Source organism: Actinomyces minihominis (genome assembly GCF_900187855.1).
Lineage (GTDB): Bacteria > Actinomycetota > Actinomycetes > Actinomycetales > Actinomycetaceae > Scrofimicrobium > Scrofimicrobium minihominis.
Genome location: NZ_FYEG01000005.1, coordinates 90063 through 104916 on the forward strand (window position 1 = coordinate 90063; position 14854 = coordinate 104916).

A 14854-nucleotide genomic window follows, 5' to 3' on the forward strand; every position below is an offset into this window, starting at 1 on the left:
GGATGGCTATTAGAGATATTCGCATCATTGGTGATCCAATCCTGCGCACGCCGACCGAGTGGATTACGGATATTGATGAGCGGGTAAAGTCCCTGGTCGAGGACCTGCTTGAGACCGTTGACATGGACGGCCGGGCCGGGCTGGCCGCAACCCAGATTGGGGTGGGCCTTCGCGCCTTCTCCTGGAACATCGATGGGGACATCGGGTACGTCCTTAACCCCAAACTGGTAGAGGTCTCGACCGAGGAGTACCAGGACGGGGATGAGGGGTGCCTTTCGGTTCCCGGCCTGTGGTTCCCGACGGAACGCGCCTGGTACGCGCGGGTTGAGGGCGTTGATCTTGACGGGAAGCCGGTTGTTGTTGAGGGCGAAGAGCTGATGGCCCGTGCTCTCCAGCATGAAACCGACCACCTTGACGGGATGCTCTATATCGACCGCCTTGATCGTGCCACCAGGCGCAAGGCTCTGAAGGCTATCCGGGAGTCGAACTTCTAGTTTGATCTGGCAGAGTTCGGGGCCCGCAGGTTGATTACCTGCGGGCCCCAAATTCTAGGTGCTGGCCGCTGTGCTGCTACTTGGCAGTAGCCAGAATGTCAGCCATCTGGCGACTTGCGGTGCCATCACCGTAGGGGTTTACGGCGTGCGCCATCGCATCGTAGGACTCAGCGTCGTGAAGCAGGGTCTGAGCGGCCTCATAAATGGCCTGCTCGTTGGTGCCGACCAGGCGCGCGGTGCCCGCGGTGACGCCCTCCATACGTTCGGTGACATTGCGCATGACGAGGACGGGTTTGCCCAGTGAAGGGGCCTCCTCTTGGATTCCCCCCGAGTCGGTGAGTACGAAGTAGGAGCGTTCCATGAGCCAGATCAACCTGGGGTAGTCGAGGGGGGCAATCAGGTGGATGTTGGGCTGTCCTGACAGGTACTTCTCAACCGGCTTCTGAACATTGGGGTTGAGGTGAACCGGGTAGATGAACTCGACGTTGGGATTATCGGTTGCGAGCCTGGAAATGGCTGCACACATCTGCTGGAAGCCATCACCGAATGACTCGCGGCGGTGACCGGTCACCAGGACGATTCGCCTGCTCCAGTCCAGGGTGGGAAGCAGGTCTTCCAGGGGATTTCCGCCCTGGTCCTTGAGGATATCGACCGCCCAGAAGAGAGCATCAATGACGGTGTTGCCAACCATGTGAATCTTGGAGGCATCGACGCCCTCAGCGAGGAGGTTATCGCTGGCCTGGGGTGTGGGGGTGAAATGGAAGTCTGTGAGGCGGGTCGCAAGAAGGCGGTTACCTTCCTCTGGGAAGGGGGAGAAGAGGTCGCCGCTGCGAAGTCCAGCTTCGAGGTGTCCCACTTTGATCTTCTTGTAGAAGGCACCCAGTGCCCCAACAAGAACGCTGGTCGTGTCACCCTGGACCAGGACGACATCGGGGGAAACCTGATCGAGAACTGGCTCAAGTCCGACCAGAATCGACGATGTCACCCCGAAGAGACTCTGGTTGGGCTTCATAACCTCGAGGTCGAAGTCCGGCTTGATGGAGAAGAAATCGAGAACCTGGTACAGCATCTCCCGGTGTTGCCCGGTCACACAGACCGAGACCTCAAACTCTTCGGGGCGCCCCTTCAGTTCGCGAATCATCGGTGCCATCTTGATTGCTTCGGGGCGGGTTCCGAAGACAAAAAGAACCTTCTTCACTTCTTCTCCTTCTGTGTGTCCCAGTGGACCACTATGCCTCGAGTCTAAACCGCTGAGTGGGCAAAAGCCGCTTCCGAGCCCGGGTGATGGTGCCTTGCATCAGTTGGCTGAACCGCACCCCAGGGGAGCCGCTTCAAGGATGAGGGTGATAACTCGGACCTTGGCGTTGCGGGGCAGATCAGGCTAATCTTGGACCATCGCCATCCTGGTTGATGCAAGGACGTTGGGGAAGACGAACCTTGTCACTAACGGGAGGTAGCGATGCTAGGAACAACGACCCGCGGTGTGCTTTTCGTACACTCGGTTCCCCCAGCGCTTGGGCCGCACGTAGAGTGGGCGGCCGCTTCGGCCCTGGGGCGTGAAGTGCGCCTAGAATGGACAGCCCAGCCGGCTGCTCCTGGGATGATGCGCGCCGAACTGTCCTGGGTGGGTGAGGTTGGCACCGGCGCTCGCCTCGCCTCTGCACTGAGGGGGTGGGAGCACCTTCGCTACGAAGTCACAGAGGAAGCCACTCGGGATTCAGATGGCTCGCGTTGGTCCCATACCCCGGAGCTTGGTATCTTCCACCACCAGATGGACTCTGCGGGGAACGTCGTGGTCTCTGAGAACCAGGTCCGAGCAGCTATCGAGTCAGCCCACAACTACGAGGACCTGAGGGACGCCCTCGACCTCGCCCTCGGCCAGGCCTGGGATGATGAGCTGGAACCGTTCCGTTACGCGGGTGCCGGTGCCCCCGTCCGCTGGCTTCACCGCGTGAGCTAGCCATGTCGACAATCGGCGATCAGTTTGGTGCTCTGGCAGCACTGTTCGGTGGGGACGGGGAAGCCTCACCGAGCAGTGCGCCCCAGCAGGTAGAAGTTGTCGAGGATGAGTCCGTCGAGGCTGCCGAGGGCGAATCCTCGGTAAGCGGTGAGGCCACCTTCGCCTCCACGCTCATCGCCACCATCTGCGAGTTGAATGGCATGTCGGCTGAGGACTTCGACTTTGATGCCAGCCTGGCGGATGAACTTGACATTCAGGGCCTGCCGCTCTGGGCACTCGTCGCAGAACTAGAGCGCTTTGCGGGCGCCAAGTTCCCCGACCCGGTGGTAGAGGCGTGGAGAACCCCTAGAGATATCCTCAGCTCCGAGCAGGACTGACAGCCGAGCCCCTAGTACTGAGCTGGTTTTGCTTCGCCCTCCGCGGGGCTGCCAAACCGCTTGGCGAGCGCTTCACTTCCACGTGCCACCAGGGAGACGTCGGCGCCCACCAGTAGAAAGTCGACGCCCGCCTCGAGGTAGGACTGGGCCACCTGGGGGTCGAAAGCGTTGATACCAACAGGTTTGCCCGCAGCGTGAGCCGCGGCGATCACCGAGTGTGCGGCTGCAACAACGTCGGGATGCGACTGCTGACCGAGCAAGCCCATTGAGGCTGCCAGGTCTGAAGGGCCAATGAAGACGGCGTCGACGCCCTCGACAGCGAGGATCTCAGCAACATTGTCGACCGCTTCCATCGACTCGATCTGAATCGTCACACTGACGTGAGTGGAGGCCTCTTGCAGATACCCCGGGATACGTCCCCAGCGTCCCGACCGCGCCAAGGCGCTCCCAACCCCGCGGATACCACGCGGCGGGTAGGAGGCGGCAGTAACAGCAGCTTCGGCCTCGGCGGCAGAGGAAATCATCGGGACCACGATATTTTGCGAACCAAGATCCAGAATCTGCTTGATCAAGACCGGGTCGGCGGCAGGAACCCTGATCGCCGCCGTAATCGGGTAGGCGGCAATGGCCTGCAACTGGACCTGCATGTCCATCAGGCTGAGGGGGGAGTGCTCGGCATCCAAGAGGAGCCAGTCCAGTCCTGAACCAGCACAGATCTCAGCCATGACCGGGGAGCCGGAGCAGAGCCACATGCCCGCCAGTGCGCTCCCCCCAGCCCTACGGCGGTGAGCCAGGTGCTGGGCGAAGGTTGGCTTTAGAGGAAGCGACATGAGATGGTCCCCAGGTCTCCGTAGTCGGCCAGGACGGTGTCGCCACGCTCGACCCACATCGGTCGGGTAAAGGACCCCGCCAGGATCAGATCACCAGCCTTGAGGTAGTCGCCGTGGGCAGCCAGTTTGTCTGCCAGCCAAGCCACGCCCGTGGCCGGATGGTTGAGGACGGCGGCGGCAACGCCGGACTCCTCAATGATCTGATTGCGATAGAGCAGAGCAGAGACCCAACGCAGGTCGACGCCGTCGGGTTTCGTGGGGTTGCCGCCGTAGACCATGGCGCCCATGGCCGCGTTGTCGCTGATGGTGTCAACGATGGTGCGGCCCTGCATTTCGATGCGGGAGGAGAGGATCTCCAGGGCAGGAATGACGTACTCGGTCGCCCGCATGACGTCGAAGATGGTGGTGGAGGGACCGCGCAGGTCCTCTTTGAGGAGGAAGGCCAACTCAACTTCGATGCGTACGTTAGAGAAGCGGTCGAAGGGGATTTCCGCTCCGTTTTCGTAGACCATGTCGTCAAAGATGGCGCCGTAGTCGGGTTCAGTGATGCCGGTGGCGACCTGCATCACCTTGGAGGTGAGGCCGATCTTGCGGCCGACCAGGGTACGCCCCTTGGCTAGGCTGCGCTCCACCCAGCGTCCCTGGACCCGGTAGGAGTCCTCTACTTCCATCCCTGGGTAGCGCGCGGTGAGAAGCGGAATCATGGTGCGCGACTCCTCGGCCTCAGCCAACTCATCTGCAATGGAGGTAACTTGGTCTTCGCTCAGCACGGGGGCATCCTTCCTAAGTTTCAAATGAAGGTGGTGGGGACGACGCTGTCCCCACCACCTGTACTACTGGTTAGAGCTGGTTACCCAGCTTGAACTCGCCGAGCTTCCACTCCGGCATGCTTTCGTCGTCGTCAACTCGAGTGTAGGAGAAGCCGTCGGCGCCGATGGTTGCTTCCAACTCCGATTCATCGGTGCGGGAAACAAGGGGAACCAGGTTGTCGTCGAGGTCGAGGACGCGTGAGGCATCCCGGTACCAGGAGGGGACCACCGGGGTGCCCCACCAGTCGCGACGCTGGTTGTCGTGGACGTCCCAGGAGACCTTGGGGTTGTCGGGATCGCCCGTGTAGTAGTCCTGGGTGTAGATCTCAACGCGGTGCCCATCGGGGTCACGCAGGTAGAGGTAGAAGGCGTTGGAAACGCCGTGACGGCCCGGGCCGCGCTCAATGCGGTCAGACTGGCGCAGCGCTCCCAGTTTGTCGCAGATGGCGAGGATGTTGTGCTTCTCGTGAGTCGCGAAGGCAATGTGGTGCATGCGGGGTCCGTCGCCACCGGTCATTGCGGTGTCGTGCACGGTCGGCTTGCGGCGCACCCAGGCGGCGTAGACGGTGCCGTCCTCGTCAACAATCTCTTCGGTAACACCGAAGCCGAGGTCCTCCATGTAACCGATGGCGCGAGGTACGTTCGGGGTGACCTGGTTGAAGTGGTCGAGGCGGACCAGCGCGCCCGGCGTGTAGAGCTGGTAGTCCCAGGCGAGACGCTTCTGGTGGTCAACGTCGTAGAAGAACTCGTAGGGGAAGCCGAGGGGATCCTGGACCCGCAGGATCTCACCCATGCCGGGAACGGTGCCCGCGGGAACACGCTTGACCTTGCAGCCCATCTCCCTGTAGAACTCCTCGGCCAGCTCCAGGTCCTTGGGGGAGCGGACGCGGTAGCCGAAGGCGCGAACAGCGGGTACGTCACCCTTGCGCAGAATCAGGTTGTGGTGGATGAACTCTTCCAGGGAACGCAGGTAGATCTCGTTCTCGTTTTCCTCTGTCACAACGAGGCCGAGGACGTCCGCGTAGAACTTGCGGGAGGCTTCGAGGTCGGAAACGACGATGTCCATGTAGGCGGCGCGCAGGACGTCCGGCGCGGGAACGGAAGGGGTGGGGACGGGGCTGGAGCCGAGGATGACTTCGGGGTCGAGGTAGGGGACTTCTGTCTTGTTGTCGTCTGCCATGAGAGCGCCTTTGCTTTCTAACGCGTCATCCGTTGACGCGGGTGGGATTTTGGTGGGGTGTGGGACGGGCTAAGGGCACCCGCCCCACAGGGGTGAGTTACTGCTTGCCGAAAGTAGGGTTGTGGACTTTACCCAGGTTGATCTGCACCGACTGCTGATCAGTGTAGAAATCAATGGAGCGGTAGCCGCCCTCGTGGCCAAGTCCCGAAGCCTTGACGCCACCGAAGGGGGTGCGTAGGTCACGAACGTTGTTGGAGTTGAGCCACACCATGCCGGCCTCGACGTTCTGAGCGAAGTTGTGGGCCCGCTTCAGATCATTGGTCCAGATGTAGGCCGCCAGACCGTACTTGGTGTTGTTGGCCAGGGCTAGGCCTTCTTCGTCAGTGTCGAAGGGGGTGATTGCGACGACCGGGCCGAAGATCTCCTCCTGGAAGATGCGAGCGTCAGGTGCCACGTCAGCGAAGACGGTTGGGGCAACAAAGTTACCGGTGGGGAAGTCCTTGGGACGACCGCCGCCTGCGACCAGGCGTCCTTCTTCCTTACCGATTTCGACGTAGCTCATAACCTTGTCGTAGTGCTCGGGGTGGACGAGGGCGCCGACCTCGGTGTTCGGATCAGAGGGAAGGCCGACTTTGATGCGGCTTGCCTGAGCGGCGTACTTCTCGACGAACTCGTCGTAGATATCGCGCTGAACCAGGATGCGGGAGCCAGCGGTGCAACGCTCACCGTTCAGGGAGAAGACCCCGAAGATGGTCGCGTCTACCGCGTCATCCACGTTGGCATCCGCGAAGACTACGGCGGGGGACTTGCCGCCGAGCTCCATGGAGAGGCCCTTCAGGAAGGGTGCGGAGTTGGCGAAGATCAGGCTGCCCGTCGAGCTCTCCCCGGTGAAGGAGATGAGGGGAACGTCCGGGTGCTTGACCAGGGAGTCACCGGCAGTTTCGCCCAGTCCGTTGACCAGGTTGAAGACACCGGCGGGAACTCCGGCCTCGGCAAAGATGTTGCCCCACAGGGATGCGGACAGGGGGGTGAACTCCGCGGGCTTCAGGACCACGGTGTTACCGGTGGCGAGGGCGGGAGCCAGCTTCCAGGACTCCAGCATGAAGGGGGTGTTCCACGGGGTAATCAGGCCGGCGACGCCGATCGGCTTGCGGTTGACGTAGTTCATTTGGCGCCCCGGCACCTTGAACGCGTCATCGACCTGGGCGACGACGAGGTCGGCGAAGAAGCGGAAGTTTTCGGCGGCTCGACGTGCCTGCCCCAGAGCCTGGGTGATTGGCAGACCCGAGTCGTAGGACTCGAGTTCGGCAAGGCGCTCGTCCTCGGCCTCAATCAGATCCGCAACCCTGTGCAGGATGCGGGAGCGTTCGCGGGGAAGCATCTTGGGCCAGGGGCCGGTCTCAAATGCCTTCTTGGCGGCTGCAACTGCGCGTTCCACGTCGGCCTTGTCGCCGGAAGCGGCCTGAATGTAGGTCTCGTTAGTGACCGGGTTTAGGACGTCAAAAGTCTCTCCGCTGAGGGAGGGGACGTAGTTTCCATCAATGTAATGAAGAATCTGCTCCGGCAGGTTGGCCGGCGCAGGGGCCGCTGCCATGTTCTCTTGGTCGGTCACTTGGCCTCCTGTTAGATGGGAGAGGGCGCCGGGGTCTCGGCGTCCTCATGTTCGCGAATCAAGTAGGCATCCATCGTGGCTGTGCGGTGCGTGCGCACGGCATTTTCGATAGCCGCTGACGGTGCCCCATTTTCAATGAGTTCCAGAATGACGGAGTGCTCCCGCACGGACTCCTTTGCCCGGTTGGGAACGAAGGCGAAGGTGGATTCCCGGAGGTTTCCGAGCATCGCCCATTCCGCGTGAACCAGATCCGTCAGCCTGTCGTTTGGACAACCCAGCAGCAGGGCGGCGTGGAACTCCTGGTTCAAGACTGTGAACAGCCTGGCGTTGAACTCGTCCAGGGTGTCGCGCATCAGGTCGTTGACCCGTCGCGCCTTTTCGATTTGGTTTCTGGTTAGGTTGGGCGCGCTCAGAGCCGTGGCTGCGCCTTCGATGATGGCCAGTGTTTCCATGGAATGGGCGTACTGGGTGTCGTCGTACATTTTGACGCAGGCACCAACATTGCGTTCGAAGGTGACTAGCCCGTCGGCTTCGAGACGACGAATGGCTTCCCGGACCGGAACAACACTCATGTCCAGTTCGCCCGCAATCGAGGCGAGGACGAGTCGGTAGCCGGGTCCGTACTGGTGGCTAAGGATGCGTTCCTTGATCCAGAGGTAGGCGGTTTCGGCCTTCGAGATCGAGTCCTTGGGCTTGGGACGAGCGGCTTTAGGCCGCTTCTTCGTCCCGGAGGTCGCCTTCTTCTTGCGTGGCTTGCCGGGTTCTAGTTCTGCTTCCATTGGCGGTACCGTTCCTTCCACTCATCGTTCATGGGGAACAGGCCTTCAATGGGGAAACCGGCTGCGACCTGTTCTGCCACCCAGGCGTCTGATTCTTCCGCTTTCTGGGCCTCTTCGACGACAGTGACCACCAGGTCACTGGGAATGACAATGACGCCATCGCGGTCACCCACGATGATGTCGCCAGGAACCACGGTGGTTCCGCCGCAGGCGACGGTGCCCCCGACCTCCCAGGGGAAGTGTTTGCGGCCGAGGACGGCGGGGTGCGCGCCCCTGGTGTAAACCGGGATATCGACATCTGCCACAGCGGTGTAGTCGCGGACGCCACCGTCGGTGACGATTCCTGCGGCGCCGAGTGCCTTAGCGCGCAGGGCAAGAATGTCACCCAGCGTTCCGGACCCGGCCTCACCGCGGGCTTCAATCACCATGACATCACCGGGGGTGAGGGCGTCGAAAGCGCGCTTTTGCGCGTTGTGTCCGCCCCCGTACTTCTTGAAGAGGTCCTCACGGTTCGGGAGGAAACGTAGCGTTTTGGCGACCCCGACCATCTTCGTTTCCGGGTGCATGGCTGCAACGCCGTCGATGGTGACGTTGTTGAGGCCCATCTTGCGCAACTGGGCGCTGATGGCTGCAGTTGGAAGTTCGATGAGGGCGGCTTTCAGTGCCTCGGTGAGGACGGGCTCAGGGGGGGTGCCCCACGCTTCGGCAACCTGCAGACTGTCGGTGGCCGGGACGTCGCCGAGTGCGGGGTCGAAGGCGTGTTCGCCCTGGGTCACCGTGGTGGCAAGGCGCCCGCTGCTCTGTCCATTGCCGCTGACCTCGACCTCGACGGTGTCGCCGGGAACAACCACGCTGGAACCGGCTGGAGTCCCGGTGAGGATAATGTCGCCGGGCTGCAAGGTGAAGTGCTGGGAGAGGTCGGCGACCAGGCGGGGGAGGGAGAAGAACATGCCGGCGCTGGAGTCCTGCTGGGCGACCTCACCGTTGACCCAGGTGGTGACGGAGATGTCAGCAGGATCTAGATCTGTGGCGGGGATGAAGTCTGGGCCGACCGGAGTGTAGCCGTCGCCACCCTTGGAGCGAACGTTGGAACCCTTGTCTGCCTTGCGCATGTCGTAGATGCCGAAGTCGTTGGCGGCGCTGACCCAACCGACGTGGCTCCAGGCTGCGTCCTCGGAGACCCAGCGCGTAGGGGTGCCGATGACCAGGGCGATCTCACCCTCGAAGGCTAGTAGCTCGGCACCTTTGGGGCGCTCGATCGTCTCCCCGGAACCAGCGAGGGAGGAAAGGGGCTTGAAGAAGTAGGAAGGGGTCTTCGGCTTGCGACCACGCTGGGCCGCGCGGGAGTCGTAAGAAAGGTGGACGGCAATGATCTTGCCCGGCTGCAGCGGAAACCCTGCAGGGAAAGCGAATGAATCGGTTGCGGCGTTCTTAGTCATTGGAATCCTCCGTTGGCTCCTAAACCTTGAACCTCCTGCCAGGCGGGTGGCGTGGTTAGCAGGAGATTTCTAAGAGAATCTGAAAATCTCTTGTGTGATATTCAAAATGGTATACGATCTGTTTTCAAGGGGCAAGCCCAATGATGTAACAGCCCCTGATCCAACTCGACAAGGGAGTTACGAGTAATGAGTGCAACTAACTACAAGATTGGGGAAGGGCCGAAGACTCTCAAGCCGCCCAGTCTCCGCTCCGTCTTTAATGAAAATCCCGAGCAGGGGCGCGTTATTGCCGCAACCGTCATCGGCACCTCGCTCGAATGGTATGACTTTTTCGTATACGCTTCGGCAGCCGGTTTGGTCTTCGGCAAACTGTTCTTTGAACCGGCTGGTCCCAGCGCAGCAATGTTGCTGTCCTTCGCGACCGTCGGTGTTTCCTTCCTCTTCCGCCCGTTTGGCGCGGTGATCGCCGGACACCTTGGCGATAAGTACGGGAGACGATTTGTCCTCGTCATGACGCTCTGGCTCATGGGTGCCGCAACGGCCCTGATCGGCCTCCTTCCCACCTACGAGGCGATCGGCATTGCCGCGCCCATCATCCTGGTCCTCCTCCGTGTTGTGCAGGGTATTTCTGCAGGTGGCGAGTGGGGCGGCGCAGTCCTCATGGCCGTTGAGCATGCCGCCCCGGGTCGACGCGGCCTGCTCGGAGCGCCTCCCCAGATTGGGGTTCCCCTTGGGCTCCTTCTCGCCTCGGCAGTCATGGCCATCACGGCTTGGATCGCGCCGGGGGATGCATTCCTTTCCTGGGGTTGGCGTATCCCGTTCCTGATCTCCATCCTTCTCGTCTTCGTTGGCTACTGGGTCCGCAAGTCCGTTGAGGAAAGCCCCGTCTTCAAGGAGATCTCAGAGCGCAAGGAAGAGACCAAGACGCCCCTGAAGGAACTCCTGAAGAACTTCCTCCCCCTCGTCATCGTCGCGGCACTGGTTTTTGCGGGCAACAACGCAGTTGGCTACATGACCACCGGTGGCTTCATCCAGGCTTACGCAGCCAACCCCGAAGGCCCCCTCGGCCTACCTCGTGCAGAGATCCTCTGGGCAGTCGCAGGTGGTGCTGTTGTCTGGCTCGTTTCGACCCTGATAGCGGGTTGGGTCTCCGACTTCATCGGAAGGAAAAACACCTACTTCATCGGCTGGGGACTGCAGCTCCTAGGTGTGCTCGCGCTGTTCCCAATCATCAACCTCGGGAGCGCCTGGTGGCTCCTCCTCGGCCTCGCCTTCCTCAGCATCGGCCTTGGCTTCACCTACGGTCCCCAGGCTGCCTTCTATGCTGAGCTGTACCCGGCTTCGGTGCGGTTCTCGGGTGTCTCGATCTCCTACGCACTCGGTGCGGTTCTCGGCGGTGCCTTCTCCCCGCTGATTGCCCAAGCCCTTATGCAGCAGACAGGCACCTGGACCGCGATCGTCATCTACCTGGCGGGGATGACCCTGATCGGGTTCCTGGCCACGGCCGCCCTACGGGATCGCTCCTCGATCCCCCTCGGCCCCTCACATGAGGCTGAGCAGGCTCAGAGCCCCCTGATCTGGCACAAGGGCTAGTCCCTAACCGGTCTCCACGCAGAAGATCCCGGGTCCATTCGGACCCGGGATCTTCTCTCTGCCCTGTTCGATTACGAAGCGAAGGGGTTCGCGGTCAGGGTGTACTTGGTCTGCAGGTACTCCTCAATGCCTTCAGGCCCGCCCTCGCGCCCCAGCCCCGACATCTTCCAACCCCCAAAGGGAGCGGCTGCGTTGGAAACCAGTCCGGTGTTGAGCCCCATCATGCCGGTCTGCATCGTCTCTACCAGGCGTTGGGCTCGCGCAAGGTCCTGGGTGAAGACGTAGGAGACCAGCCCGTACTCGGTGGCATTCGCCAGGTGAACGGCCTCATCCTCAGTATCAAAGGGAACGACAGCCAGGACCGGGCCAAAGATTTCTTCACGCAGGATGTCGCTTCCCGGTGCGATATCGGTGAGGACGGTGGGCTCCAGGAAACTGCCCGGCCCGGGAATAGCCACGCCCCCAATCTTCAGTTCAGCGCCACGGGCGGTCGCGTCCGCAACCAGGGCCAGGGTCTTCTCAACCGCGCGATGGTCGATGAGTGGGCCAATGGTGACCCCCTCTTCGGTACCACGTCCGACATGCATCTCCTTGACCCGGGCAGTGACACGCTCGGTGAACTCTCCAACCAGGGGCCGAGCCACAATGAAGCGGTTAGCGGCGGTGCAGGCTTGACCAATATTGCGGAACTTAGCCTGCAGGGCGCCCTCGACAGCCGCGTCAAGATCAGCGTCCTCAAACACCACGAACGGGGCGTTACCACCGAGTTCCATGGAGGTGCGCAGGACTCCGTTTGCGGCCTGGCGCATGAGCTGTTGACCGACGGCGGTGGAACCTGTGAAGGACAGTTTGCGAAGCGCCGGATGGTCGATGATGGCGGCGGAAACATCGACCGAGTGTGAGGTGTTGATGACGTTGACGACCCCGGCGGGCAACCCGGCCTCCTCAAGAACCTGCGCCAGATAGAGGGTGGTGAGGGGAGTGAGGGCAGCGGGCTTGATGACCACGGTGCACCCTGCTGCGATGGCTGGGGCAATCTTTCGGGTTGCCATGGCGAGCGGGAAGTTCCACGGCGTGATCAGGAAGGCCGGTCCAACCGGGTGCTTGCTGACGATCATGCGACCGGTGCCCTCGGGGTTGGAGCCGTAGCGACCCGAGACGCGTACTGCTTCCTCGCTGAACCAGCGCAGGAACTCCGCGCCGTAGGTGACTTCACCCTGGGCTTCGGAAAGCGGCTTGCCCATTTCGATTGTCATCAGCAGGGCAAACTGGTCGCGGCGTTCGATGACGAGGTCGAAGGCGCGACGCAGGATTTCGGCGCGGCTCCTTGGTGATGTCATCGACCAGGCCGGGAAGGCTTGGTCGGCTGCTTCAATGGCAGCGAGGCCATCTTCGACAGACGCGCTGGCGACTTCCTTGAGGACCTCACCGGTGGCTGGATCGTGGACTTTGAGCGTCGAGCCATCCGACGCCGCCCTCCATTCACCGTTGATGAGCAGACCGCCATTGATCTGTCCCAGAAGTTCACTCTCATTGATCATTTCGCAAGTCTCCTTGGCTTGGGGAGGGCTGCGGAAGCGCAGCTTTTCTTAGATGGGATCGACACTGATCACAGGCTGCCGGGTGAGGCACTGCCAGGGCAGAACGCACTGGGAGTCACCGGCACAAGCACCCTTAGTGTTAATGGAATCGTATACGATAAATCGGGTTGAAACAATGATAAAAAGCAGAAGAGACGGCGGGATTGGTAATTTTGGTCGTCAAATCCCTTGTCGGGTACAAGAAGATCGTATACGATTATTCGGGGATGGTGCACTGGCGCACCTGCACCCTTGAGGAGACAACTTAAAGAGGAGTTGGCATGCTGTTCCACCACCACGGTTACGTCAGCGAAGACCCGCGAACTAAACCCAAGACCGCCAAGCATGCGCGCAGCGCAGATCTTCCGGACAACATCGACGTTCTCATCGTTGGTGGGGGACCTGCCGGCATGATCTTGGCCGCCCAGCTTTCGATGTTCCCGACCATTGAGACGCGCCTGATCGAACGTCGTCCCTCCCGGCTCATTCTCGGTCACGCTGACGGCATCCAGGCCCGCTCCGTTGAGACGTTCCAGGCCTTCGACTTCGCCGAACCCATCATCCAGGAGGCCTACCACCTCACCCAGATGAACATCTGGGGACCGGATGAGAAGAACCCGGAAGAGATCGTTCGTACCGCTATCACCCTTGATGACGAGACGGGAATCAGCGAGTTCCCCCACCTCATCGTCAACCAGGCGCGCGTCCTCGACTACTTCGCAAAGTTCGCTGAGAACTCACCTTCGCGCCTCACCCCTGACTGGGGTTGGGAGCTGACCGACCTCGTCATCGGCGACGAGGGTGACTACCCGGTCCAGGTCACCTTGAAGGGGACCGCCGACTTCAACCGTGACGTCGAAAAGACCGTCCACTGCAAGTATGTCGTTGGGACCGACGGAGCCCGTTCGCTGGTGCGTAAGCGCATCGGACGCGAACTGAAGGGAGCACAGGCCAACCACGCCTGGGCGGTCATGGACATCCTCTACAACACCGACTTCCCTGACATACGCACCAAGTGCGCGATCCAGTCCAAGGCCGGTTCGATCCTCCTCATTCCCCGAGAAGGCGGCTACCTGGTTCGCCTCTACGTTGACCTTGGTGAGACTGCAGAGGGCGACGGCGGTCGTGTTCGTGACACCACCGTCGAGGATGCCATCGATCGTGCCAACGCGATCCTGCACCCCTACAAGATCGACGTTAAGCATGTGGCCTGGTCCTCGGTTTACGAGGTCGGACACCGCGTCACCGACAAGTTCGATGACGTTCCCGAGGGGGAAGACCGCATGCCGCGAGTCTTCATCGCCGGGGATGCCTGCCATACCCACAGCGCCAAGGCTGGCCAGGGCATGAACGTCTCCATGCAGGACACCTTCAACCTGGGTTGGAAACTCGGTTACGTCCTCACCGGGCTTGGACAGGACTCCCTTCTCAGCACCTACTCGGCAGAGCGTCAGGAGATTGCCCAGAACCTGATTGACTTCGATCGGGAATGGTCGACCATGATGGCCAAGAAACCGGAGGAGTTCGAGGACAAGGACGAACTGGCAGAGTTCTACATCTCCACCCAAGAGTTCCCGATGGGCTTCATGACCCAGTACAAGACTTCGGCCCTCACGGTCGAACCAACCTTCCAGGATCTGGCTCAGCAGTATCCGGTGGGGAAGCGGTTCCGCTCCGCCGAGACGGTGCGGGTCGCCGACGGTAACAAGGTCCACCTCGGCCACCTTCACAAAGCGGACGGTCGCTTCCGGATCTATGCCTTCGCGGATCGAAACGGCCTCGCAGATGACTCGATTACCGCGCAGTGGTCGACGTGGCTTGGTAACGACCCGACCTCACCGCTGGTCCGTTTCACCCCGGTAGTGGAGGATCGCTCGGCAGTCTTCGACGTCAAGGTCATTTACCAGGACAACTACGCTGACATCAACGTTCACAAGGTGCCTGCCGTGTTCCGTCCCGAGGTCGGCCCGTACCAGATTGAAGACCTCAACAACGTCTTTGGTGGGGGACTGGGGACCGATATCTTCGCAGAGCGGGACATCAACCGCGACGAGGGCGTTGTCATCGTCGTTCGCCCCGACCAGTACGTCGCGGCTGTGCTGCCCATGTCGGACACCCGGGCCCTAGCGGACTACTTCGCAGGCTTCATGGTCGAGGCCGCTGCCGCAGAGTAGGAACGACTTTAGGTCAGGCAAAAGGTT

General features: G+C 61.3%; 13 protein-coding genes. 5 read left to right on the top strand and 8 right to left on the bottom strand.

Annotated features, from left to right (window positions below):
• The first annotated feature begins 2 nt into the window (after positions 1-2).
• On the top strand, positions 3-494 hold the full coding sequence (gene def, locus CS903_RS06490; protein WP_099332741.1) for a peptide deformylase: 492 nt from the start codon (positions 3-5) through the stop codon (positions 492-494).
• A gap of 76 nt (positions 495-570) precedes the next feature.
• Here def and wecB read toward each other — a convergent pair whose 3' ends face one another.
• Positions 571-1692 (bottom strand): non-hydrolyzing UDP-N-acetylglucosamine 2-epimerase, encoded by a 1122-nt coding sequence (gene wecB, locus CS903_RS06495; protein ID WP_099332742.1) that lies wholly within the window; start codon positions 1690-1692, stop codon positions 571-573.
• 261 nt (positions 1693-1953) lie between these two features.
• Here wecB and CS903_RS06500 point away from each other — a divergent pair, with 261 nt between their 5' ends.
• Positions 1954-2454 carry a DUF3145 domain-containing protein gene (locus tag CS903_RS06500; protein WP_099332743.1) on the top strand — a complete coding sequence of 167 codons (501 nt, stop codon included), beginning with the start codon at positions 1954-1956 and terminating at the stop codon, positions 2452-2454.
• A 2-nt stretch (positions 2455-2456) separates the two neighbouring features.
• Positions 2457-2831 (top strand): acyl carrier protein, encoded by a 375-nt coding sequence (locus CS903_RS06505; RefSeq protein WP_099332744.1) that lies wholly within the window; start codon positions 2457-2459, stop codon positions 2829-2831.
• A gap of 11 nt (positions 2832-2842) precedes the next feature.
• Here CS903_RS06505 and CS903_RS06510 read toward each other — a convergent pair whose 3' ends face one another.
• From CS903_RS06510 to CS903_RS06535, 6 genes are all read right to left on the bottom strand, one after another.
• The gene (locus tag CS903_RS06510; protein WP_099332745.1) at positions 2843-3661 is read right to left on the bottom strand and encodes an aldolase/citrate lyase family protein; all 819 of its coding nucleotides are present in this window, start codon (positions 3659-3661) and stop codon (positions 2843-2845) included.
• Complete coding sequence (gene hpaH, locus CS903_RS06515; protein WP_099332746.1) at positions 3646-4431, bottom strand: 2-oxo-hept-4-ene-1,7-dioate hydratase; 786 nt, start codon at positions 4429-4431, stop codon at positions 3646-3648. The genes CS903_RS06510 and hpaH overlap by 16 nt, the downstream gene beginning before the upstream one ends.
• A gap of 70 nt (positions 4432-4501) precedes the next feature.
• Positions 4502-5650, bottom strand: coding sequence for a 3,4-dihydroxyphenylacetate 2,3-dioxygenase (hpaD, locus tag CS903_RS06520; protein WP_099332747.1), 1149 nt, complete (start codon positions 5648-5650; stop codon positions 4502-4504).
• A 97-nt stretch (positions 5651-5747) separates the two neighbouring features.
• The gene (gene hpaE, locus CS903_RS06525; RefSeq protein ID WP_242491782.1) at positions 5748-7262 is read right to left on the bottom strand and encodes a 5-carboxymethyl-2-hydroxymuconate semialdehyde dehydrogenase; all 1515 of its coding nucleotides are present in this window, start codon (positions 7260-7262) and stop codon (positions 5748-5750) included.
• An 11-nt stretch (positions 7263-7273) separates the two neighbouring features.
• Entirely contained in the window at positions 7274-8041 is a 768-nt protein-coding gene (locus CS903_RS06530; RefSeq protein WP_099332748.1) for a GntR family transcriptional regulator, read from the bottom strand.
• Complete coding sequence (locus CS903_RS06535) at positions 8026-9480, bottom strand: fumarylacetoacetate hydrolase family protein (protein WP_099332749.1); 1455 nt, start codon at positions 9478-9480, stop codon at positions 8026-8028. The genes CS903_RS06530 and CS903_RS06535 overlap by 16 nt, the downstream gene beginning before the upstream one ends.
• Before the next feature lie 186 nt (positions 9481-9666).
• Between CS903_RS06535 and CS903_RS06540 the strand changes: the two genes are divergently transcribed.
• Complete coding sequence (locus CS903_RS06540; RefSeq protein WP_099332750.1) at positions 9667-11073, top strand: MFS transporter; 1407 nt, start codon at positions 9667-9669, stop codon at positions 11071-11073.
• A 71-nt stretch (positions 11074-11144) separates the two neighbouring features.
• On the opposite strand, the gene CS903_RS06545 is transcribed toward CS903_RS06540, so the two are convergent.
• Positions 11145-12614: an NAD-dependent succinate-semialdehyde dehydrogenase gene (locus tag CS903_RS06545; RefSeq protein WP_099332751.1), complete on the bottom strand. Its 1470-nt coding sequence runs from the start codon at positions 12612-12614 to the stop codon at positions 11145-11147.
• 320 nt (positions 12615-12934) lie between these two features.
• On the opposite strand from CS903_RS06545, the gene CS903_RS06550 reads away from it, so the two are divergent.
• Positions 12935-14827, top strand: a complete 1893-nt coding sequence (locus tag CS903_RS06550) for an FAD-dependent monooxygenase (protein ID WP_099332752.1) — start codon at positions 12935-12937, stop codon at positions 14825-14827.
• Positions 14828-14854: the final 27 nt, after the last annotated feature.

What these genes read in the sequence shown, in the direction of transcription:
- CS903_RS06545 (WP_099332751.1), bottom strand. Translation starts at nt 12,614, where the DNA reads ATGATCAATGAGAGTGAACTTCTGGGACAGATCAATGGCGGTCTGCTC.
- CS903_RS06535 (WP_099332749.1), bottom strand. Translation starts at nt 9,480, where the DNA reads ATGACTAAGAACGCCGCAACCGATTCATTCGCTTTCCCTGCAGGGTTT.
- CS903_RS06540 (WP_099332750.1), top strand. Translation starts at nt 9,667, where the DNA reads ATGAGTGCAACTAACTACAAGATTGGGGAAGGGCCGAAGACTCTCAAG.
- CS903_RS06510 (WP_099332745.1), bottom strand. Translation starts at nt 3,661, where the DNA reads ATGTCGCTTCCTCTAAAGCCAACCTTCGCCCAGCACCTGGCTCACCGC.
- hpaD (WP_099332747.1), bottom strand. Translation starts at nt 5,650, where the DNA reads ATGGCAGACGACAACAAGACAGAAGTCCCCTACCTCGACCCCGAAGTC.
- CS903_RS06550 (WP_099332752.1), top strand. Translation starts at nt 12,935, where the DNA reads ATGCTGTTCCACCACCACGGTTACGTCAGCGAAGACCCGCGAACTAAA.
- CS903_RS06505 (WP_099332744.1), top strand. Translation starts at nt 2,457, where the DNA reads ATGTCGACAATCGGCGATCAGTTTGGTGCTCTGGCAGCACTGTTCGGT.
- CS903_RS06530 (WP_099332748.1), bottom strand. Translation starts at nt 8,041, where the DNA reads ATGGAAGCAGAACTAGAACCCGGCAAGCCACGCAAGAAGAAGGCGACC.
- CS903_RS06500 (WP_099332743.1), top strand. Translation starts at nt 1,954, where the DNA reads ATGCTAGGAACAACGACCCGCGGTGTGCTTTTCGTACACTCGGTTCCC.
- def (WP_099332741.1), top strand. Translation starts at nt 3, where the DNA reads ATGGCTATTAGAGATATTCGCATCATTGGTGATCCAATCCTGCGCACG.